This is a genomic window from Novosphingobium mangrovisedimenti (assembly GCF_025153475.1).
Taxonomy (GTDB): domain Bacteria; phylum Pseudomonadota; class Alphaproteobacteria; order Sphingomonadales; family Sphingomonadaceae; genus Novosphingobium; species Novosphingobium mangrovi_A.
Genome location: NZ_JANZXA010000002.1, coordinates 334,113 through 355,508, shown reverse-complemented (window position 1 = coordinate 355,508; position 21,396 = coordinate 334,113). Strand labels below are relative to the sequence as shown.

The 21,396-nt window shown below is 65.5% G+C and carries 16 protein-coding genes; 11 read left to right on the top strand and 5 right to left on the bottom strand.

What is annotated here, in order from left to right; translation table 11 throughout:
* Positions 1-504 precede the first annotated feature (504 nt).
* The 3 genes from queF (at position 505) to NZK81_RS05155 (ending at position 4,391) form a co-directional block, all read left to right on the top strand.
* The gene (gene queF / locus NZK81_RS05165; protein WP_260044532.1) at positions 505-966 is read left to right on the top strand and encodes a preQ(1) synthase; all 462 of its coding nucleotides are present in this window, start codon (positions 505-507) and stop codon (positions 964-966) included.
* A 61-nt stretch (positions 967-1,027) separates the two neighbouring features.
* Positions 1,028-2,593, top strand: a complete 1,566-nt coding sequence (locus tag NZK81_RS05160; protein ID WP_260044530.1) for a carbon-nitrogen hydrolase family protein — start codon at positions 1,028-1,030, stop codon at positions 2,591-2,593.
* A 13-nt stretch (positions 2,594-2,606) separates the two neighbouring features.
* Positions 2,607-4,391: an SLC13 family permease gene (locus tag NZK81_RS05155; RefSeq protein WP_260044528.1), complete on the top strand. Its 1,785-nt coding sequence runs from the start codon at positions 2,607-2,609 to the stop codon at positions 4,389-4,391.
* On the opposite strand, the gene NZK81_RS05150 is transcribed toward NZK81_RS05155, so the two are convergent.
* Positions 4,392-5,690 (bottom strand): HD-GYP domain-containing protein, encoded by a 1,299-nt coding sequence (locus NZK81_RS05150; RefSeq protein WP_260044526.1) that lies wholly within the window; start codon positions 5,688-5,690, stop codon positions 4,392-4,394.
* A gap of 178 nt (positions 5,691-5,868) precedes the next feature.
* On the opposite strand from NZK81_RS05150, the gene NZK81_RS05145 reads away from it, so the two are divergent.
* The 3 genes from NZK81_RS05145 (at position 5,869) to NZK81_RS05135 (ending at position 8,589) form a co-directional block, all read left to right on the top strand.
* The gene (locus NZK81_RS05145; RefSeq protein ID WP_260044524.1) at positions 5,869-7,224 is read left to right on the top strand and encodes a GntP family permease; all 1,356 of its coding nucleotides are present in this window, start codon (positions 5,869-5,871) and stop codon (positions 7,222-7,224) included.
* Between the two features lie 113 nt (positions 7,225-7,337).
* The gene (locus NZK81_RS05140; RefSeq protein ID WP_260044522.1) at positions 7,338-8,057 is read left to right on the top strand and encodes a GntR family transcriptional regulator; all 720 of its coding nucleotides are present in this window, start codon (positions 7,338-7,340) and stop codon (positions 8,055-8,057) included.
* 112 nt (positions 8,058-8,169) lie between these two features.
* Positions 8,170-8,589, top strand: coding sequence for a GlcG/HbpS family heme-binding protein (locus NZK81_RS05135; protein ID WP_260044520.1), 420 nt, complete (start codon positions 8,170-8,172; stop codon positions 8,587-8,589).
* 15 nt (positions 8,590-8,604) lie between these two features.
* Here the strand turns inward: NZK81_RS05135 and NZK81_RS05130 are convergent, their stop codons facing one another.
* A complete protein-coding gene (locus NZK81_RS05130; protein ID WP_260044518.1) occupies positions 8,605-9,525 on the bottom strand; it encodes an SMP-30/gluconolactonase/LRE family protein in 921 nt (306 codons plus the stop codon).
* A gap of 177 nt (positions 9,526-9,702) precedes the next feature.
* Between NZK81_RS05130 and NZK81_RS05125 the strand changes: the two genes are divergently transcribed.
* Together NZK81_RS05125 and NZK81_RS05120 are read left to right on the top strand one after the other, a co-directional pair.
* Positions 9,703-10,659, top strand: coding sequence for a hydroxyacid dehydrogenase (locus NZK81_RS05125; RefSeq protein ID WP_260044516.1), 957 nt, complete (start codon positions 9,703-9,705; stop codon positions 10,657-10,659).
* The gene (locus tag NZK81_RS05120; protein ID WP_260044515.1) at positions 10,656-11,378 is read left to right on the top strand and encodes a 4-carboxy-4-hydroxy-2-oxoadipate aldolase/oxaloacetate decarboxylase; all 723 of its coding nucleotides are present in this window, start codon (positions 10,656-10,658) and stop codon (positions 11,376-11,378) included. The genes NZK81_RS05125 and NZK81_RS05120 overlap by 4 nt, the downstream gene beginning before the upstream one ends.
* Before the next feature lie 70 nt (positions 11,379-11,448).
* Here the strand turns inward: NZK81_RS05120 and NZK81_RS05115 are convergent, their stop codons facing one another.
* The 3 genes from NZK81_RS05115 to NZK81_RS05105 all read right to left on the bottom strand — a co-directional run bounded on the left by NZK81_RS05115 (position 11,449) and on the right by NZK81_RS05105 (position 15,274).
* On the bottom strand, positions 11,449-13,197 hold the full coding sequence (locus tag NZK81_RS05115) for a DUF389 domain-containing protein (RefSeq protein ID WP_260044513.1): 1,749 nt from the start codon (positions 13,195-13,197) through the stop codon (positions 11,449-11,451).
* Complete coding sequence (locus NZK81_RS05110; RefSeq protein WP_260044511.1) at positions 13,197-14,471, bottom strand: cation:proton antiporter; 1,275 nt, start codon at positions 14,469-14,471, stop codon at positions 13,197-13,199. Before NZK81_RS05110 ends, NZK81_RS05115 begins: the two co-directional genes overlap by 1 nt.
* Before the next feature lie 68 nt (positions 14,472-14,539).
* Entirely contained in the window at positions 14,540-15,274 is a 735-nt protein-coding gene (locus tag NZK81_RS05105; RefSeq protein ID WP_260044509.1) for an enoyl-CoA hydratase/isomerase family protein, read from the bottom strand.
* A 189-nt stretch (positions 15,275-15,463) separates the two neighbouring features.
* On the opposite strand from NZK81_RS05105, the gene NZK81_RS05100 reads away from it, so the two are divergent.
* The 3 genes from NZK81_RS05100 to glgC are packed head-to-tail and all read left to right on the top strand — an operon-like array spanning position 15,464 to position 21,348.
* The gene (locus NZK81_RS05100; protein WP_260044507.1) at positions 15,464-17,893 is read left to right on the top strand and encodes a glycogen/starch/alpha-glucan phosphorylase; all 2,430 of its coding nucleotides are present in this window, start codon (positions 15,464-15,466) and stop codon (positions 17,891-17,893) included.
* Positions 17,890-20,055, top strand: a complete 2,166-nt coding sequence (gene glgB / locus NZK81_RS05095; RefSeq protein ID WP_260044505.1) for a 1,4-alpha-glucan branching protein GlgB — start codon at positions 17,890-17,892, stop codon at positions 20,053-20,055. The genes NZK81_RS05100 and glgB overlap by 4 nt, the downstream gene beginning before the upstream one ends.
* Before the next feature lie 30 nt (positions 20,056-20,085).
* Entirely contained in the window at positions 20,086-21,348 is a 1,263-nt protein-coding gene (gene glgC / locus NZK81_RS05090; RefSeq protein ID WP_260044502.1) for a glucose-1-phosphate adenylyltransferase, read from the top strand.
* The last annotated feature ends 48 nt before the right edge of the window (positions 21,349-21,396 follow it).

The window sequence follows — 21,396 nt, the reverse complement described above, 5'->3', positions numbered from 1 at the left end:
GCTGCTGGCAAAGGGGCCGGGACGGCCGTGCTTGCTGCAGGCGCTGGTGTCGGGCGCGGCCTTGCCGCCGCTTGTGGCCCCGGTGCGGCGCTCGGCCCGATGTCGGGCGCGGGGGGAGGCTGAGGTGCGTCGACCGTCGGGACGGGCGTGGAGGTTGCTGGTTCCGGAAGGTCCGGTGCGGCTTGGCGGACCACCGGGTTCTGCGCATCGACGGGGCCTTGCGCAGCCGATGCGGTTTCGCCGGGCCCGGGGGTGGGCAGGCTCCAGTCCTGGAGCGGCTGCGCCTGCACGTGCGCGGCCAGGGTCGCTGCCGCAAGCACGGCCATATGCCTGATGATCTGACGTGTGCCCCTCATGGTTCGTCCACGAAAGACGCGCGGGCGCTGAACCGTATGTTAATGCCGTGGCTCCGGGCGGCAAGGCGTGGCGCGGTGCCGCCGAACCGGGCCGTGCCGGGCGAGTTGGCGCTTGTCTTGGGCGGGCGTTGGCTGCATGGCCTGCTGCATGAGCGACACGCCAATTTCCCCCCTGCATCTCGGCCAGAGCAGTGCTCTGCCCGCCTCGCCCGAAGAGGCCGTTCTCGACTACGTGCCCAACCCGCGCAAGGACACCCTCTATCTGGTGCGCTTCGCCGCGCCCGAGTTCACATCGCTGTGCCCGGTGACCGGCCAGCCCGATTTCGCGCATCTGGTGATCGACTATGCGCCGCGCGATACCATCGTCGAATCGAAGAGCCTGAAGCTCTTCCTCGGATCGTTCCGAAACCACAACGGCTTCCACGAGGACGTGACCGTGGGCATCGGCCAGCGCCTGTTCGACGAGATGCAGCCGCACTGGCTGCGCATCGGCGGCTACTGGTATCCGCGCGGCGGCATTCCCATCGACGTGTTCTGGCAGTCGGGCCCGGTTCCCGGCGGGCTGTGGGTGCCCGATCAGGGCGTGCCGGGCTACCGCGGCCGGGGCTAGGCAGGCCCCGCGCAGAATACGACTGGAACCCGGGGGCTCCCCACGCGTAATAGTGCCGGCCATGGACCAGACTAAAGCCAAGCTCATCATCCGCCAGGCAACCGTTGCCGATGCGCCTGCCATCGCCCGGCTTTCGGTCAAGGTCTATGGCAAGGCGGATGCCTTCACGCGCGCCGAGATCCGCGGGCAGGTGATCAATTTCCCCGAAGGCCAGTTCATCGCGGAATACGAAGGCGCGGTGGTGGGCCACTGCGCGACGATGATCGTCACGGCAGATCTCGCCTTCAAGCCGCACACCTGGGAAGAGATCAGCGCCGGTGGCTATGGCCGTCCGCCAGCCGAGGACGGCGACGTGCTGTATGGCTTCGAGGTCTGCGTCGATCCCGATTACCGGCGCCTGCGCATCGGCCAGCGGCTCTATCGCAAACGCAAGGAGCTGTGCCAGTATTTTGAGCTGAAAGGTATCGCCTTTGCCGGCCGCATGCCGGGCTATTACCGCCGCAAGCGGACTTATCCCAACGCTGCCGACTACCTGCAGGCGGTCAAGGACAAGAAGATCCGCGACCAGGTCGTCAACTTCCAGATGAACCAGGGCTATGAGCCGCACGGCATCCTTCGCGACTATCTGCCGAACGACAAGGAGAGCGGCGGCAACGCGGTCCTGATGTACTGGACCAACCCGCTGGCGCCGCGCGATACCGGAAAGGCGATCCCCGGCCTCAAGGAACGCGTGCCGTCCAACGTGCGCGTGGCCACGGTGCAGTTCATGATGCGCAAGATCGAGACCATCGACCAGTTCGAGGAACAGGTCGAATACTGGATCGACGTCGCCGCCGACTACGAGAGCGACTTCGTGGTCTTTCCCGAGCTGTTCACGCTCGAACTGCTGTCGATCGAGGAAGAAAAGCTCGAGCCGGCCAAGGCGATCGAGCATATCGCCACCTATACCGACCGCTTCGTCGACTTCATGCAGAACATGGCGGTCAGCTACAACATCAACATCATCGGCGGATCGCATCCTACGCGGGTCAAGCTGGAGGGCGGCAAGAGCGAGATCCGCAACATCGCCTATACCTTCCTGCGCGACGGCTCGACGCACGAGACCCAGAAGCTGCACCCCACGCCCTCGGAGCGACGCTGGTGGAACATCAAGGGCGGCTATGGCGCCAATGTGATCCCGACCGACTGCGGGCCGATCGGCGTCATGATCTGCTACGACAGCGAGTTCCCCGAGCTGGCCCGCCACCTCGTCAACCAGGGCGCATTGCTGTTGTTCGTGCCCTTCTGCACCGACGAGCGGCGCGCCTTCCTGCGCGTGCATTACTGCTGCCAGGCGCGCGCGGTGGAAAACCAGTGCTACGTCGTCACGTCCGGCGTGGTCGGCAACCTGCCCAATGTCGAGAACATGGACGTGCACTATGCGGAAAGCGGGATCCTCACGCCTTCGGACTTTCCCTTCTCGCGCGACGGCGTCGCCGCCGATGCCGCGCCGAACACGGAAACCATTGCTATCGCCGATCTCAGCCTCGATGCCCTGCTGACCGCGCGCCAGTCGGGCGCGGTGCAGAATCTCAAGGACCGGCGTTTCGATCTCTACCGGGTCGAGTGGACCCAGGCGCAGGGTTGAGCAGGGCGAGGCGATGCATCTGCTGCCCGATCTCCATGCCGCCAGCGCGATCATCATCGCGCTCACCATGTTCTACGGTTTCGTCAAGGGCACCTTGCGGGTCGAGATCGTCTCGCTGCTGACGATCGGCGCGATCGCGCTGCTGCTCTATGTCATGCCCATGCCGGGACAGGACAAGTACGCCGGGCTCCAGCTCGCGTTCGAGGGATTCGGGCACTACGCGCTCGTGACGATCTGCTCGCTGATGATCCTCGGGCGCGGCATGGTGGTGACCGGTGCGCTCGATCCGGCGGCGCGGGCGCTGGCGCGGGTCTGGCAGTACAACAAGATGGTGGCGCTGCTGTTCACGCTGGTCGTCTGCCTGCTGCTGAGCATGCTGATCAACGATACGCCGGTGCTGGTGTTGATGATCCCGATCCTGGCGCAGATGGCGGCGCGTGGCGGGATGCCGGCGTCGAAGACGCTGATTCCGGTCAACGCGGCGATCCTGATCGGCGGCATGTCAACGACGATCGGCACGTCCACCAACCTGCTGGTGGTGTCGATCGCGCAGGATCTGGGCATGCGGCAGCTCCACGTCTTCGAATTCACTCCGATCGTGTTCAGCGCGGCGATTTTCGCCGTGCCCTACATGTGGCTGGTGATGCCGCGCCTGCTGCCGGACAACACCAAGGCGGTGGCGGCGGAAAGCCGGACGTTCCTTGCCAAGCTGCGCATTCCCCAGGACTCGCCGATGCGCGGCAAGACCATAGAGGAAGTGCGCGGAAATCTGCCCGAAGGCGTGGTCGCCTGGCTTCCGGCGGGGGCGACCGGTCATCTCGGTCGGCGCATGCTCGTATCGAGTACCTTCGAAGGGCTGCAGGAAACGGCGCGCAAGCTTTCCGCCGTGCTGGCGCCGCGGTGGCTCGTCGAGCGGATGCTGGCCGACTCCTCTCGCTCGGGCAAGGATCTGATGGTCGCGGAAATGATCGTCGCGCCCGACAGCAGGCTGATTGGCCTTACGCCCAAGACCGCGGGGCTGGAAGGCGTGGCCCTGCTTGGCATCCACCACGCGCGCCAGCCGCTGCGCGATACCCGGCCCCATTCGCCCGACGCGCCGATGAAGGAAGGCGACGTGCTGCTGGTTATGGGCCTGCCGGAAGACCTGCGTCGCTTTGCCGATGCCGATGGCCTTCTGCAGATCGAAGGCGGGCAGGAAATGACGCGTTCGGGCAAGGCGCCGGTGGCGCTCGCGATCATGGCGGGATCAGTGGGACTGGCCTCGGTCGGCCTGGTGCCGATCGCGATCTCGGCGCTGGCGGGCGCGATCCTGATGTTTGCCACCGGGTGCGTGCGCTTCGAGCGCGTGGGGCGCGCGCTATCGGCCCAGGTCATCGTGCTGGTCGCGGCGTCGATCGCCTTGGGCAAGTTCATGCTGGTTTCGGGGGCGGCGGCGTGGCTGGGCGGCCTGATGGCGGCGGGGTTGCAGTATCTGCCCCCCGCCGGCGTTCTCGCGGCGATCATGCTCTTCGTCACGGTGCTGACGAACTTTGCCTCGAACTCGGCGGCCGCGGCAGTCGGCACGCCGATCGCGTTCAACATCGCGAACAAGCTGGGCCTGCCGGCCGAACCGCTCGTGCTGGCCGTGCTGTTCGGCTGCAACCTGTGCTACGCGACGCCGGTCGCCTACCAGACCAACATGATGATCCTGACCGAGGGGGACTACACCTTCGGCGACTACTTGCGCTCGGGCGTTCCCCTGGTGGCGATCATGGTCACCGCGCTCTCGATCTCGCTGGTGTTCTGGTACGGGATCTGATCACTTCGATGCCGAGAACAGCCGTTCGCGCAGCTCCTCGACGGGCGGCAGGTCCAGTCCGGAAATGTCGGCGACGCCCGTGATCGCGTCCTCCCCGTAGCATTCGGCGAGCGCGATGGTTTTTGTCGCCACGTGCTTGTCGGCCGCCAGCGAGTAGAACGCGCGCACCGTGGGCAGCGCCGGTTCGGACGGGTCCTGGTCGACGACCATGGCGATGCGTTCCGAACGCAGTTTCACGAACGAACCGACCGGATAGACGCCCAGCGCCTCGCGGAAACGGGTAAGGATTTCGCTGTCGAATGCGTCTTCCGTCTCCATCATCATGCGCATGGCCTCGGCCGGATCGACAGCCTGCCCGGTCACCGCGCCGGCGACGATGAGGTCGAACCTGTCGCAGATGGCGGCCATGCGCGAGAACAAGTCGATGTCGCGCTCGGCGAGGCTCTGGGGAAAGCCCGAGCCATCCATGTGTTCGTGGTGGCGCATGACCGCGTGGAGGACTTCCTCGGGCACGTCATCGGCCGCGGCCAGCAACTCGCGCCCGATGTAGCAATGGCGTTGCCACAGTTCCTCGTCGATGTCGTCGAGTTGGCCGGCCATCATCGCATTGCCGATCTCCAGGCGGCTTACCCCGATGTCCAGCAGCAGGCCGGCCATGCCCGCCAGCCGGGTTTCCTGCGGCGTCAGTCGCATTTCCCGCGCGAGCGAGACCATCAGCGCGCTGACCGAAAGCATGTGCTGGTAGATCGCTTCCATTTCCGTCTTGCAGCGCATCAGGCCCGAGAAGGCGTGGGCATTGCGTTCGATCGAGGCGTGGATGTCCTCGACGACGGGGGTGACGTCGGCAACGCGCGGAGCCTTGCCGAGCCGTGCTTCGATGAAGATCTTGGAAATGACCTTGCGGGCCTGCCCGACCGTGCGGCGGGCATTGCCGAATTCGCGCGCGACCGTGGCCGAACCCGCGAGCGGCGCTGCGGCGCGGATCGGGCGGGCCGGGGCGGCCGGACGTGCCGGGCTCGCGGCCGCGGGCTCCCTGCGCCGGACCCGGGCCTTCATGTCGGAGTGGAGGACGGGGCCGCGCGGCGGCGGTGCCTCGTCCGCCTTGACCGCGACGTCGATCCCCCGATCGGTGTCGATCACCACGCCGTCGAGCGCGCTTTCGCGCAGCGTCTCCAGCTTTTCCTGATCTTCGACGAGGAAGCGGGCCCGCCAGAACGGATGGCTCAGCCAGCTGCCTTCAAAACTGTGGATGTACATGCCCAGTTCGATCTGGGACGTGGGAATCTGTTTCAGTGCCATGCGACCGCCAACGGTTATCGAATGCCCCGAGGCTAGGAGGCGGCGGTTAAACGGAGTCGGTAGGTCTTTGGGAAATGTGAAATTAACCTCGTTACCCTGATGCATTGGCCCATGGACAAGCGCGTGGCCGGTCTGCAACAAGTGCGCATTGCTGACAAAGCTTGGGGAGATAGCGGTCTTGGTTAGTGCCATCGGCCTTGCAGGGGCTCTCGTCCTGCTGATCTGGATGACGGTGCGCGGCGTAAACATCCTCCTTGCCGGGCCGATTGCGGCGGCGCTCGTGGCACTCACCAGCGGTATCGCCTGGGTGCCGCCGCTGGCCGCCGAAGGCGCACCCGATTTCGCGACGGCTTATATGAATGGCTTTACCGGCTTCTTCGGGAGCTGGTTCCTGATGTTCCTGCTCGGCGCGATCTTCGGCGAGGTCATGGGCGCAAGCGGCGCGGCGGCCAGCGTTGCGCGCTGGGTGGTCGATCGTATCGGCATCCGCCATGCCGTGCTCGCCGTGGTGGCGGCCTGCGCCGTGCTGACGTACGGCGGCGTTTCGGTTTTCATCGTCGGTTTCGCGGTCTATCCGCTCTCGGTCCATCTGTTCCGCGAGGCTGATCTGCCGCGCCGTTTCATTCCGGGGGCGCTGTGCTTTGGTTCGGTCACGTTCACGATGACCAGTGCCGGCTCGCCGGAGATCCAGAACCTCATCCCGATGCAGTACCTGGGGACCGACGCTTACGCGGGCTGGCAGGTCAGCCTCGTCGTCGCCCTGCTGATGGCGGGGCTGGGTTATTTCCTGCTCGATCGCATGGTGAAGCGCGCGGTGGCGCGGGGCGAGCGGTTCGAGGTGCGGCCGAGCGACGATGCCATCGGCGCGAACAACCACTTGCCGCACCCGTTGCTGTGCATCCTCCCGCTGGTGGCGGTGCTGGCGGTCTTCATGGCGTTCCAGTATCCGCAGGCGCTGGGCCCCGTTTCCACGCTCTTGCCGGCGCAGTCGCTGGGCAAGTGGGCGCTGGTCGTGGCGCTGGGCACGGGAACGGCGATCGCAGTGCTGATCGGTCTTCGCTCACGCGGGGCGATGCCGGCGGCTTTCTCGCGCGGGGCGACCGGTGCGGTGGTCGCGATCACCAACACGTGCGCGGTGGTCGGCTTCGGCGCGGTCGCGGCGCTCTCGCCCGCGTTCCAGGCCGCGCTCGATGCCGTCCAGCACATCCCCGGGAATCCGCTGATCGGCGCGGCGATTGCCGTTACCGTGATCGCCGGGCTGACGGGCTCCGCGTCGGGCGGGCAGTCCATCGCCCTGCCGTTGCTCGCGCCTGCGTACCTGCAGATGGGCGCGGACCCTTCCGCGCTTCATCGTACCGTCGCGATTGCCAGTGGCGCGCTCGATAGCCTGCCGCACAATGGATATGTCGTCACCACGATCCGCGCGATCTGCGGCGAGACCCATCGCGATGCCTATCCGGCCGTCGGCGTGCTGACCGTGCTGGTGCCGATGCTGGGGCTGGCCGTGGCGATCGGACTTTTCGCCATGGCGTGAGCGATGCCATCGTCGGGGCTATGGACTTGAGTTCCAACCCTGGTGTCATTGCGATTTGGCCTTGCCGGCGAAAGCCGTTATGGCTGGATCGTATACCAGCAACGGGATCGCGCATGAACAAGGAGCAGTCCACCGTCGCCAGCCAGCGGGTTGCCGACATTCTCGCCGAGAGGATTCTGTCGGGCGACCTCGCGCCGGGCGCGCGGATCAAGCAGGACGAACTGGCCGGCGAGCTGGAAACCAGCCGTATCCCGGTGCGCGATGCCTTGCGCATGCTGGAGGCGCGCGGGCTCGTGACGATGCGCGCCAATGCCGGCGCACGCGTCACCAGCCTGACCCGTCGCGACCTCGAGGTCTCCTACGAGATTCGCGAGCGCATCGAACCGCTGCTGCTGGCGGACAGCGTTCCTGACCTGACCGACGAGGACATCGCCGACCTGCGCGCCGTGATGGAGCGCAACGAGAAGGCTACCGATGTCGACGAAGCGATTGCCCTGGGCCGGGAATTCCACTGGATCACCTATCGCCGGCACAACACGCCGCTGCTCGCGCAGATGGTCGAGCGGGTCTGGGATACCACGCAGAGCTACCGGCGCGCCTACATGAAACTGGCGCTGAGCGGCAGCAACAGCGGTGCCGGGCGCACGCACGACATCGAGCACCAGCTGCTGTTCGATGCCATCGCCAAGCGCGAGATCGAGACAGCGCAGGCCGCGCTCGTCATGCACATCCGCCGCACGCGCACGGCGTTGGTGCGCTATGGCCATCTCCTGAGCGGTTCGGCGGGGGAGGCGATGCCCTTTCCGCCAACAGTGCTCGACACCGTCGAATAAGCGCACGGCCGGCGGGGCTGCCTGATTTGTATACATAAAGGCTTGTCTGCACGGGGTGGTAGCGGCTAGGCGAAAGGAACTAGCCGTATTCTTTCCCGGGAGAAGACAAGTCATGATCAGCCTGGAGCAGGCCCGTGCCATCGTTGCCGCCACGCGCGCCAAGGGTCGCGACATGGGACTCAACCCGCTTACGGTCGTCATACTCGATGCGGGTGGCCACCTCGTGGCAGTAGAGCGTGAGGACGGCTCGGGCTACGGACGCCCGGACATTGCCGAGGGCAAGGCTGCCGGCGCGCTTGCGATGGGCGTGTCGAGCCGCAAGCTTGGCGACATGGCTGCGGATCGCCCGCAGTTCATGGCCGCGCTTTCCGCTGCCTGGAGCGGCAAGCTGATCCCGGCGGCGGGCGGCGTGTTGATCCGTGACGGGGCGGGCGTACTGCTCGGCGCGGTCGGTGTCACCGGCGATCTTTCGGACAACGACGAGGAGGCGGCGCTGGCCGGGATCGAGGCCGCGGGGCTGGCGGCGGGGTAGTAGGCTGCGGGCTACCTATATGCTGGCCGGATAGATCGGTCGGCCGGGGACCGGCATTTCCACCTTGTACACAGTGCTGGTACTCGATTCGGTGAAGAACAGCCACTTGTTGTCCGGCCCGCCATAGGCGGCGTTGGTCGTGTAGCGGCCTTCGGGGACGTCGATGCGGAGCATCGGCTCGCCGCGATTGCTGAACAGCCACACGGCGCCGAAGCCGACATGGCACACGACGAGGTTGTCGTCCTCGTCGATGGTAAGGCCGTCCGGGCCCGAGCCGCCGGACATCTGGATGAAGGTGCCGACCTTGGAGATCACTTCACCCTCGTTGACCAGCGGCAGGCGCCATACCGCATTGGCTCGCGTCACGGCAAGGAACAGCGCGGTCTCCGCCTTGTTGAAGGCAAGGCCGTTGGGGCTGGGGATGCCATCCAGCATCAGTTCGAGCCTACCGGTTCCGGCGCGCACGCGAAACAGGCGGCCGTTGGGGTTGTGCCAGCCCGACTGCCCCTGGTCGGTGAACCAGATGTCGCCGTTCTTCGCGATGGTCAGGTCGTTGCAGCCCAGGAACGGTTCGAGCAGGTAGCGGTCGAACCATGGCTCCGCCTTTCCAGTCGCGGGGTCGCAGATCATCATGCCCTTGTGATGGTCGGCCACCAGCAGGCGCCCGTCGGCGAGGAACTTCATGCCGTTGGGCTGGCCATCGTATTCGAAACCCAAGTCGCACGTACCGTCCGGTGCGATCCTGAACAGGCGCCCCCAGGGAATGTCGGTGACCCACAGGTTGCCTTCGCGGTCGAAGACCGGACCTTCGAGAAAGGCCGGGGCACTGGCACCATGGAGCTGGACCTGTGCCCATTCGCTGGTTTCATGGCGGCGGAACCGGTCTGGGATGCGGCAGAAGGCTTCGGCCATGACGGCGGGCGGCGCAGCGAACATTGCTCTCTCCTCGGGGTGATCGCCCGGACGGCGATGGCCCGGATCGGATACATGTTTGTTGCCTGAAGCCCTATTATGAGTTGACCTCGGCGAAAAGACCTTTCACGGAGCTCACGGAGCGTTGAGCAGGTTTTTGCCCGATAGTATACATAATCGCAATCCAGGGAGCAGGCGGTCGTGCGTTCACGCGAACTCGTATGCATCATCGATCCTATCCACCCGGCCGGGATGGAGCGCATCGCTGCCGGGCACGACGTGATCGGGCCCGCGGGATGGCGCGAGGACCCGCGCCTGCCGGACGCGACTGTGATCGTCATCCGTACGAGCCCGCTGGGAGCGGACATTTTCGGCGCGATGCCACAGCTCAAGGCCATCGTGAAACACGGGGCCGGAGTCGACAACATCGCCATCCCCGAAGCCACCGCGCGCGGGGTGATGGTCGCGAACACGCCGGGCGGGAACAACTCGACCGCCGTGGCCGAGGGTGCCGTCTCGATGATGCTCGCGCTGCTGCGCCGATCACGCGAAATGGATGCATTGGTGCGCGAGAAGCGCTGGGACGAGCGCTGGGGCATCCGCCTGGGGGACCTGACGGGCGCGAAAGTCGGCCTGATCGGTTTCGGGCGCATAGCCCGGGTCGTGGCGAGGATCTGCGGGGCCGGTTTCGGCGCCGAAGTCGCGGCCTGCGATCCCATGGTCCCGGACGCGGTTATCCGCGCCGCCGGCGTCGAGCCGATGGATCTTGCAGGCGTGCTGGGGCGCGACGTGGTTTCGATCCACACGCCTCTGACCGACGGGACACGAGATCTGATCGACACTGTCGAACTCGGCATGATGCAGTCGCATGCGATCCTCGTGAACTGCTCGCGCGGGGGTATCGTCAACGAACTGGCGCTGGCCGATGCGCTGCGTAGCGGCCAGATCGCCGGGGCCGGCATCGACGTGTTCGAAGCCGAGCCGCCACCTGCCACTCACCCGCTTTTCGGCATGTCCAATTGCCTGCTCTCGCCGCACGTCGCCGGCGTTACCGAGGCGGGCATGAAGGACATGGCGCTCAATGTCGCATCGGTGATCGAAACCGTCAGCCGGGGCGAGGTTCCCGAGACGCTGCTCAATCCGGAGGCCCTTTCATGACTGTTCCGCTCAAATCCGTCATCTACAACCGGGTTCCCCGGCCGGACGCGGCACTGATCGCCCGTGCCGCGAAATTCGGCATTGCCGACCTGCACGAGGGGCTGGGTGAAATCGCGGGGCGCATGTACCTGATGAGCCCCGCGATGGTGCCGATCGCACCAGGCCAGAAAGTCTGCGGTCCGGCCGTGACGGCATGGAACTTTCCCGGCGACAACCTCGCCATCCATGCCGCGCTCTACACGGCACAGGCGGGAGACGTGCTGGTGCTCACCAATGGCGGCGGTCATCAGGGCGCGCTGTGGGGCGATGTCGCCTGTACCTTCGCCAGGAAGAAGGGGCTTGTCGGCACGGTCGTCCACGGCGCCACGCGCGATGTCGATGCGATCCGGGAGCTGGGCTATCCGGTCTGGTCCACCGCCGTGTCGGTCGAACACCCCAAGAAGCGGGGCCCGGCGGCGGTCAACGTGCCCGTCGTGGTCGACAACGTGCTGGTCGAGCCCGGCGACGTGATCGTGGGGGACAGCGACGGCGTGCTGGTGATCCCGCGGGACCTGCTCGAACATGCCGTGGTCAGTGCCGAGGCGCGCGCGGCCAAGGAAGTCGAGTTCCGCCGCAGGATCGAGGAGGGCGAAGTGCTCTTCGACATTCTGGGCATGCGCAAGGTCATCGAGGACCTCGGTATCGAGTTGAAGGACTGCACCTGGGAGGATGACCGCTAAGGTCAGTGCAGAAGGCCGGGGCCCGCCAGCAGCGCCTGTCCGTAGCGAGTGGCCCCGGCCTTTTTCGATCCTATTGCTGGGCTTCGGCTTTCGCCCTGGCCGCAGCTTCCTTTTCCGCGGCGGCTTTGGCGGCGGCGATCTGCGAAGGACTTGGAGTGTAGATCCCGATCACGGCGACAGGCGGGGCCTCCGGCTTCTCGGCATTGCTGCCGCCGTTCTCCGTGGTCGGGCTTTCCGGCGGGGCAACGGTGGTGGCTTCGATGCCGGCATCGGACAGGAGCTTTCCGAGGCCGGCGAGCCTGGCGGTGTCGGTGCCGGAGAGAGTCACCTTGCTCATGCCCCAGCGCTCCAGCGCCCAGAGCGCGAGGTCCGCCGAAATCGCATCGGCAGGCGGCGGCGTTGCGTTGTCGCCGGTGCTGTCGCTCAGGAGGACGGTCAGGTCTGCCTGCGCCGGGGGGACGATGCGCACGGTCCATCCGGTGACGCCCTCGCTGGCCCTGGTCTCGATCGCGCGGTAATCGGCAAGCGTCCAGCCCGGGGCCGGAACCGGCTCGGCATAGACCATGCGCTGCGCCCGGTCCGTCCACAGCGACCGCGTCGGCAGTCCGATGGCCCGGCGGATCGTCTTGAAGGGCGGCACGTCGGCCGCGATGCCGGCGGCGGTGCGTTCCATGGCGGCATCCACCATGGCGCGTGTCTGCGCCTGAACGTCGGCGGCGAGCACCTGCTGGAGGTGGACTTCGACGTTTTCATCCAATGCCTGCTTGATCAGCCCTTCCGCCTGGTTCGCGGCATTGCTCGTGTAGCTCCTGGCAATCACCACGGCATCGACGGTGGGCGAGCCGAAGACGCTGGTCTTCACGTCGAGCTGGGCGATAGTGACGTCCTTCTCGCCACAGGCTTCGACGATGGCGCTGCGCGCCGCGGCGCGGATGCGTGCCTCGTTCGACAGCTTCATCAGAGTCATCGACAGGGGCGTGCCCAGCGCGAGGAACGCAGCCACCAGAATCGTGACGTAGCGCGGTGTCCATTCGACCTTGCCGAGCGGTCGCGCCGCGCCGGACAGGCGGGCGATCAGGGCGAAAGCGAAAGTGATCGCGGCAAGGTTGGTCAGGAACAGCAGCAGCGCGCCGATCGCAAACATCGGCTGGAACACGCCGATGCCGTATCCGATGACGGTGAGCGGCGGCATCAGGGCTGTGGCGATGGCAACGCCGATCGCCGTGCCGCCCTTGCCGATCACGGTCGAATAGCCGCCGGCGATCCCCGAAAACAGCGCGACGGCAAGGTCGAGCAGGTTGGGTTCGGTGCGCGAGAGGATTTCGGATGTCGCATTGCGGATCGGCGAAAGCCAGGTCAGCAGGACACCGGTGAGAATGCCGATCAGGGCGCCGATGGCGACGACTTTCACGGCATCGCGGATACGGTGTCCGTCGAGCGAGGCGAACCCGAAACCCAGGGCTGCGATCGGGCTCATCAGTGGCGAGACGAGCATCGCGCCGATGACGACCGCGGTGGAGGATTGCAGCAGGCCGAGCGTCGCGATCCCGGCGGAAAGCGCGCACATCAGGATATAGCCCTTGGTGAGCTGCCCTTCCTTGCGCACCGTCTGGCGCAAGTCGAAGGCGAGGTCGGGCGTCAGCTCGGGCAGCAGGACCGCATGGGCGAACTTGATGCGCAGGAGATGGAAGAACGCTTCGGCGCGGCGTAGCCATATCGGGCGGTTGCGCCACATCTCGTTGAAGCGGCCGACGGCGTCCGGTTCGGAGGTCTCCGACGATCGCGGGCCGGACGGCGTGGAGGAAGGTGTGTCGTTCATCAGTCCAGATCCAGCTCAGGAGATTGGCGCGACTGGATGCGGTGGATAAGCCAGCCGATCGAGCCGCCTTGCGCTACGACCGCGAAGAGCACCACGATATAGGTCGCGACCAGCAATTCGCTGCGGATCGTCGATGCCGGCAGGGCCAGCGCGAGGGCGACCGAGATGCCGCCGCGCAGTCCGCCCCAGACGAGTGTCGGGAACGCCAGCGGTCCCATGTCGATCATCCGCTTCATCGCGGTGAGCGGAATGCCCACCGAGATCATGCGGGCGGCGAGCACGATCAGGATCGCGCCGGCACCTGCCGCGATGTAGGCCGGCCGGAATTCGAGCGCGATGACTTCCAGGCCGATCAGCAGGAACAGAACGGCGTTGAGGATTTCGTCGATCAGCGCCCAGAACTTGACCAGATAGTCCCGCGTCACGTCGCTCATCGCGTGGGCCATGCCGGCATTGCCGATGATCAGTCCCGCGACCGCCATGGCGACCGGCCCGCTGACATGCAGCCCCATGGCCAGGCTGTAGCCGCCCATGACCACGGCCAGGCTGATCATCACTTCGGTGATATATTCGTCGATGGACTTCATCGCGACATAGCCGATCCAGCCGACGACGAGGCCGAGCGCGGCACCGCCCAGCGCCTCCTGCGCGAAATGGCTTGCCGCGAAGGACCAGCTGAAGGCCTCGGTCCCCGTGGCGATGGCGATCAGGATGGCGAAAACGACGACGCCGATGCCGTCGTTGAACAGGCTTTCGCCCGCTACCGTGGCCTGCAGCGTGTCGGGCATGGCCGCGCGCTTCATCACCGCCATCACCGAGACCGGGTCGGTAGGACTGATCAGCGCGCCGAACACGAGGCACCAGATCAGCGGGATCTCGATGCCGAGTGCCTGCGTCAGCGTGTGGAACAGGAAGCCGACGATCACGGTGGAAAGCACCACGCCGACGGTACTGAAGATCAGGATCGGCCAGCGTCCCTTGCGCATGTGCGCCCAGTTCACGTGCATCGCGCCTGCGAACAGCAGGAACGAGAGCATGCCTTCCATCAGCGTCGTCGAGAAATCGATGTCGCTGAGGAACCGCGCCATCTGCTCGGCCAGCGTGCTCGACGGTACCAGCCGGTCGTAGGCGACCACCAGCAGCGAGGCGACGGTACCCATTACCGTCAGGCCGACCGTGGAGGGGAGCCGGAACACGCGGTGGTTGAGATAGCCGAGGGCGGCGGCAAGCACGATGAGGATGGCGGCGGCGTCGAACGCTGTCAGGTCATGCATGGGGGCATGTCTAGCCGGGCTGCCGCGCATTGCCTAGAGCAATGCGCGCCTGTCACTGGCGACTCCCGTCACTTGCGGCTGAAACGGGCCAGCCGTTCGGCATGATCGGGCGCGAAGCCCGGGTAGTTGTCGAATTCGTACTCGAGGCCTTCGGTCAGCGTCATGCCGTCGGTGGCGGCGAGAAGCTTCTTGGTCTCGACATTGGTGTGCCAGGAGTTGGCCACTACCTGCGCGGCGAATTCCTCGGCGGTGGCTGCGAGCGTATCGTCATCTGCAAGGACGTCGACCAGCCCGAGCCGGGCGGCCTCCTCGGCGCCGATCGGCCGGGCCGTGAACATCAGCCGCTTGGCCTGGCTCATCCCGATTCGGCGCGGCAGGCGCTGGGTCATGCCCCAGGCGCCGACCAGCCCCCACTTGCCGTGCGTATCGGCGAAGCGCGCGGAGCGGGCCGCGATGATGACGTCCGCCGCCAGCGCGAGTTCCAGTCCGCCGGTAAAGCATACCCCGTGCACCACCGCGATCACCGGTTGCGGCAGGGCGGCAAGCCGCGCGACGACGCCCGGCTTGAAGCGGCTGTCGGTGAAACCCTTTCCGATCCCGCCGATATCGGCGCCGGCGCAAAATGCCCGGCCGCTGCCCCTGAGCATCACGCAGCCGATGTTCTGCACCTGCCCCTCGAGCTCGGCGCAGAGCGCATCGAGTTCCTCGAACGTTTCGGTGTCGAGGGCATTGAGCTTGTCGGGCCGGTTGAGCGTGAGTGTGCAGAGGCCATCGCGGTCCTCGCGCAAGATACGCCGGGTCATGGTCGCTTCTCCCTTGCGACGAAATTTGTGCGGCACTGCACAATGCCTCTTGCCGCTTTCCCGACCTGTGCTAGCCATGGCTTGGAAGATTGGGAAGAGCGGGGTGTCGCCCCCGGTGCAGGCGATAACCGGTGCCGCGTTCGGGGCCTCTGCAAAGGCGACCGGGGCGGTCTGTCAAGGAGTGCTCTCGTGGCAAGCGATTCCGTCTCCGCTCCAAAGCCCGTTGTTCCGTCCGAACTCGATCAGCATATCGTCCGCGTGCTGCGCCACCGCGTTGGCAAGGACGAGCGCGCGGCGAAGCTGCATGACTGGTACACCTCGTCCATTCTGGCGCTGCGCGACCAGATCATCGAACGCTGGATCGAATCCACCCGGCGGACCTACGACGAGGGCGGCAAGCGGGTCTATTACCTGTCGATGGAGTTCCTGATCGGACGCCTGCTGCGCGATGCGCTGTCCAACATGGGCATGACGCGCGAGATGGAAAAGGCGCTCGCCGCCCATGGCCTGGAACTGTCCGAGATCGAGGAACTGGAACCCGATGCCGCGTTGGGCAATGGCGGCCTGGGACGTCTTGCCGCATGCTTCATGGAAAGCCTGGCGACGCTGGACATCCCGGCCTACGGCTATGGCATTCGCTATGTGAACGGCATGTTCCGCCAGCGCATCGACGATGGCTGGCAGGTCGAATTGCCCGAGACCTGGCTTGCTCACGGCAATCCCTGGGAGTTCGAGCGCCTTGAAAGCTCCTACCGCATCGGTTTCGGTGGCGAGGTCGTGTCGGAAGGCGACGGCGTCATCTGGAATCCGGCCGAGGAAGTCGAGGCAACCGCGGTCGATACGCCGGTCGTCGGCTGGCGCGGCAAGCGGGTGAATACCTTGCGGCTGTGGACCGCCAGCCCGCTCGACCCGATCCGGCTCGATGCCTTCAACGCCGGCGACCACATGGGCGCGCTGGAAGAGCAGATGCGCGCCGACAGCCTTGTGCGCGTGCTCTATCCTGCCGATTCCAGCCCCGCCGGGCAGGAACTGCGGCTGCGCCAGGAGTATTTCTTCACCGCCGCATCGATCCAGGACATCGTGCGCCGCCACGTCCAGTACGAGGGCGATATCCGCACCTTGCCCGAAAAGGCCGCGATCCAGCTCAACGATACCCACCCTTCGGTGGCGGTGGCGGAGCTGATGCGCCTGCTCGTCGATGGCGAGGGTCTGGAATTCAACGAGGCCTGGGACATCTGTCGGCAGACCGTCAGCTATACCAACCACACGCTGCTGCCCGAAGCGCTGGAGACGTGGCCGCTGCCGCTGTTCGAACGGTTGCTGCCGCGCCACATGCAGATCATCTACGCGATCAACAGCCGCATTCTTCGCGAGGCGCGCAAGGCCGGGTGCGATGACGAGCAGATCGCGGCGATCTCGCTGATCGACGAGGGGGGCGAGCGGCGTGTGCGCATGGCGAACCTCGCTTTCGTCGGTGCCCATTCGGTCAACGGCGTGGCCGCGCTACACACCGAACTGATGAAGGAGACGGTCTTCGCCGATCTCCACAAGCTCTATCCCACGCGCATCAACAACAAGACCAACGGCGTCACCCCGCGTCGCTGGCTGCAGCAGTGCAATCCCGGCCTGACCAGGGTGATCCGCGACGCGATCGGCGATGCTTTCCTCGACGATGCGGAAAAGCTCACCGATCTCAATGCAATGGCCGACGATGCGCAGCTCGGCGAACGGGTGCAGGAGGTCAAGCGCGCGAACAAGGTGGCGCTGGCCGAATATATCAAGAAGACGATGGGCATCCGCCTCGATCCCGATGCGCTCTTCGACGTCCAGATCAAGCGCATCCACGAATACAAGCGCCAGCTTCTCAACCTGATCGAGACGGTCGCGCTCTACGACCAGATCCGCAGCCACCCCGAACGCGACTGGGTGCCGCGAGTGAAGATCTTCGGCGGCAAGGCGGCGCCAAGCTATCACAATGCCAAGCTCGTCATCAAACTGGCAAACGACATTGCCAGAAGGGTCAACAGCGATCCTTCGGTCGGCGGGCTGCTCAAGGTTGTCTTCGTGCCCAACTACAACGTCAGCTATGCCGAGCGGATCATCCCCGCGGCCGACTTGTCGGAGCAGATCTCGACCGCGGGCATGGAAGCCTCGGGCACCGGCAACATGAAGTTCGCGCTCAACGGTGCCCTCACCATCGGCACGCTCGACGGCGCCAATGTCGAGATCAAGGACCGGGTGGGCGACGAGAATATCGTCATCTTCGGCCTTACCGCCGAGGAAGTCGCCGAGAAGCGCGCGCATGGCTACAACCCGCGCAAGGTCATCGAAGGCTCGCGCGAACTGGGGCAGGCGCTCTCGGCCATTGCCTCGGGCGTGTTCTCGCCCGACGACCCGCACCGTTATGCGGGGCTGATCGGCGGCATCTACGACAGCGACTGGTTCATGTGCGCGGCCGACTTCGACAGCTACGCCACGGCGCAGCGGCTGGTCGATGCACGCTGGGAGGATCCGGCGGGCTGGCGCGCGGCCGCCATTCGCAACATCGCCAATGTCGGCTGGTTCTCGTCCGATCGCACGATCACCGAATATGCCAAGGATATCTGGAAGGTCCTGTGAAGCCACCCGAAAGCGCCATCGAATCCCTGCTTCAAGGCACCTACGCAGATCCGTTTGCGCTTCTCGGCACGCATTCCGCACCTGACGGCACGTTCGTTCGCGCGATCCTGCCCGGTGCGGACGAGGTGGAGGCATTCAGCCTCGACGGCGATCGCCTCGGTACGCTCGGCAAGATCGACGACCGCTTCCTTTTCGAAGGGCGCCTGCCTTGCAGGCCGCAGCCGATCCGCTACCGCTGCACCGCGCACGGGCACGACTGGCTGGTGACCGATGCCTATACCTTCGGGCCGGTGCTCGGGCCCGTCGATGACCTGCTGATCGCGCAGGGCACGCACTTCCGGCTGTTCGACAAGCTGGGCGCACACCTTATCGAGCACGAAGGCTGCAACGGCGTGCATTTCGCGGTGTGGGCGCCCAACGCCCGCAGCGTCAGCGTCGTTGGCGACTTCAACGACTGGGATGCCCGACGCCATGTCATGCGCAACCGCAGGGACATCGGCGTGTGGGAGATATTCATTCCCGACATCGGCGACTATCGGGCCTATAAGTATCACATCGTCGGCGCCGACGGGGTGGTGCAGCCGCTCAAGGCCGATCCCTTTGCCTTCATGTCCGAGCTTCGTCCCAGCAACGCCTCGATGACGGCGGTGCCGGCCAAGCTCGACTGGGGCGATGACAAGCACCGCGCACACTGGGCCTCGGTCGATCCGCGCAAGGTCCCGGTTTCGATCTACGAAGTCCATGCCGGCTCGTGGCAGCGCGACCGCTGGAACTGGTTCCTCAACTGGGACGATCTGGCCGACCAGCTCATCCCCTACGTGGTCGAGATGGGTTTTACCCATATCGAGTTCCTGCCGATCAGCGAACATCCCTACGATCCTTCGTGGGGCTATCAGACGACCGGCCTTTACGCGCCGACCTCCCGGTTCGGCGAACCGGCCGGTTTCGCCCGTTTCGTGGACGGGGCACACCGTGCCGGCATCGGCGTGATCCTCGACTGGGTGCCGGCCCATTTCCCGACCGACGAGCATGGCCTGGTCCGCTTCGACGGGACCGCGCTCTACGAGCACGAGGATCCCAGGCTGGGCTATCAGCCGGACTGGAACACGCTGATCTACAACTTCGGCCGGCGCGAGGTGCAGAGCTTCCTCGTCAACAACGCGCTGTTCTGGGCCGAGCGCTATCACGTCGACGGACTGCGCGTCGATGCGGTCGCCTCGATGCTCTACCGCGACTATTCGCGCAAGGAAGGCGAATGGCTTCCCAACGCCCAGGGGGGGCGCGAGAACTGGGAAGCGGTGGAATTCCTGCGCGCGACCAACCGCGCCGTCTACGGGCAGCACCCCGGCTTCATCACTTTCGCCGAGGAATCGACCGCCTGGCCGGGCGTGACCCAGCCCGCCGATGAGCGCGGCGGCTCTTCCGCGCTGGGCTTCGGGTTCAAGTGGAACATGGGCTTCATGCACGACACGCTGCGCTACATGAGCCGCGATTGCGTGCACCGGCGCTATCACCACGACGACATCACCTTCGGGCTGATGTACGCGTTCTCGGAAAACTTCGTCCTGCCGCTCAGCCACGACGAAGTCGTGCACGGCAAGGGCTCGCTGCTCGCCAAGATGAGCGGTGACGATTGGCAGCAGTTCGCGAACCTTCGCGCCTACTACGCGTTGATGTGGGGCTATCCGGGCAAGAAGCTGCTGTTCATGGGGCAGGAATTCGCACAACGCCGCGAATGGAGCGAAGAGCGCGCGCTCGACTGGGACTTGCGCGATGCCCCCGCGCACGAGGGCGTGCGCAATCTCGTGAAGGATCTCAACCGCCTCTATCGCGCCAAGCCAGCGCTCCATGCGCTCGATTGCGAAGCAGGCGGGTTCGAGTGGCTGGTGGTGGACGATGCCGGGAATTCGGTCTTTGCCTGGTTGCGCAAGGGGCCGGGCGTCAACCCGGTGGCCGTCGTCTCCAACATGACGCCGGCGATGCGCACGAACTACCGCCTGCCGCTGCCGCTGGCCGGCAAGTGGAACGAGATCCTGAACTCGGATTCCATTCACTACGGAGGGACGGGCAAGGGCAATCTGGGGCAGGTAAAGGCCGCCGATGGACATGCCATGGTCACACTGCCGCCACTTGCGACAATCATGCTCGAATATGCCGGTTGAGTCCGGGTTGAACAGGAGAAGGATACTGCGATGAGGATGCCGACCGGACAGCCGCTTGCGCGCGAGGCCATGGCCTATGTCCTGGCTGGAGGGCGCGGGAGCCGCCTGAAGGAACTGACCGACAACCGCGCCAAGCCTGCGGTCTATTTCGGCGGCATGAGCCGGATCATCGACTTCGCGCTTTCCAACGCGATCAATTCGGGCATCCGCCGCATCGGCGTCGCCACGCAGTACAAGGCGCATAGCCTGATCCGGCACATGAACCGCGCCTGGAACTTCATGCGCCCGGAGCGCAACGAAAGCTTCGACATCCTGCCCGCGAGCCAGCGCATTTCCGAGATGCTGTGGTACGAAGGCACGGCCGATGCGGTCTACCAGAACATCGACATCATCGAGGCCTATACGCCCAAGTACATGGTGATCCTGGCGGGCGATCACATCTACAAGATGGACTACGAGCTGATGTTGCAGCAGCACGTCAACTCGGGCGCGGACGTCACGGTGGGCTGTCTGGTCGTGCCGCGCATGGATGCAACGGGCTTTGGCGTGATGCATGTCGATGAAAACGACGTCATCACGTCATTCCTGGAAAAGCCCGCCGATCCACCGTGCATTCCCGGTGATCCCGATCACGCGCTCGCCTCCATGGGCATCTACGTGTTCGACACGGAGTTCCTGTTCGAGGAACTGCGGCGCGATGCCGCCGATCCGAATTCCAAGCGGGACTTTGGCGGCGACATCATCCCGCATATCGTCAAGCACGGGAAGGCGCAGGCGCACCGCTTCACCGCCTCGTGCATCCGCGCGGCGGAGGAAATCGAGGAGTACTGGCGCGACGTGGGCACCGTGGATGCCTATTTCGAGGCCAATCTCGATCTCACCGACACCGTTCCCAAGCTCAACATGTACGACCGCGACTGGCCGATCTGGACCGATACGGTCGTCGCCGCGCCGGCCAAGTTCGTCCATGATGAGGAAGGCCGGCGCGGGCAGGCGATCTCTTCGCTCATCAGCCAGGACTGCATCGTTTCGGGCGCGACGGCGCGCCGCTCGCTGCTGTTCACCGGGGTGAAGATGGGCAGCTGGTCCAGCGTCGATGAGGCCGTGATCCTGCCTTACTGCAACATTGGCCGCCATGCACGCATGAGCCGGGTCATCATCGATTCCGGCGTTCGCATCCCCGAAGGGCTGGTGGTGGGCGAGGACCCGATACTCGACGGACAGCGGTTCCGTCGCACCGACAACGGCGTCTGCCTGATTACCAAACCGATGATAGACCGGCTCGAGCTTTGATATTTGCCCGTTTCTCGTCGCGGTTCGTTCGTGTAGGCCGCCTTCGGC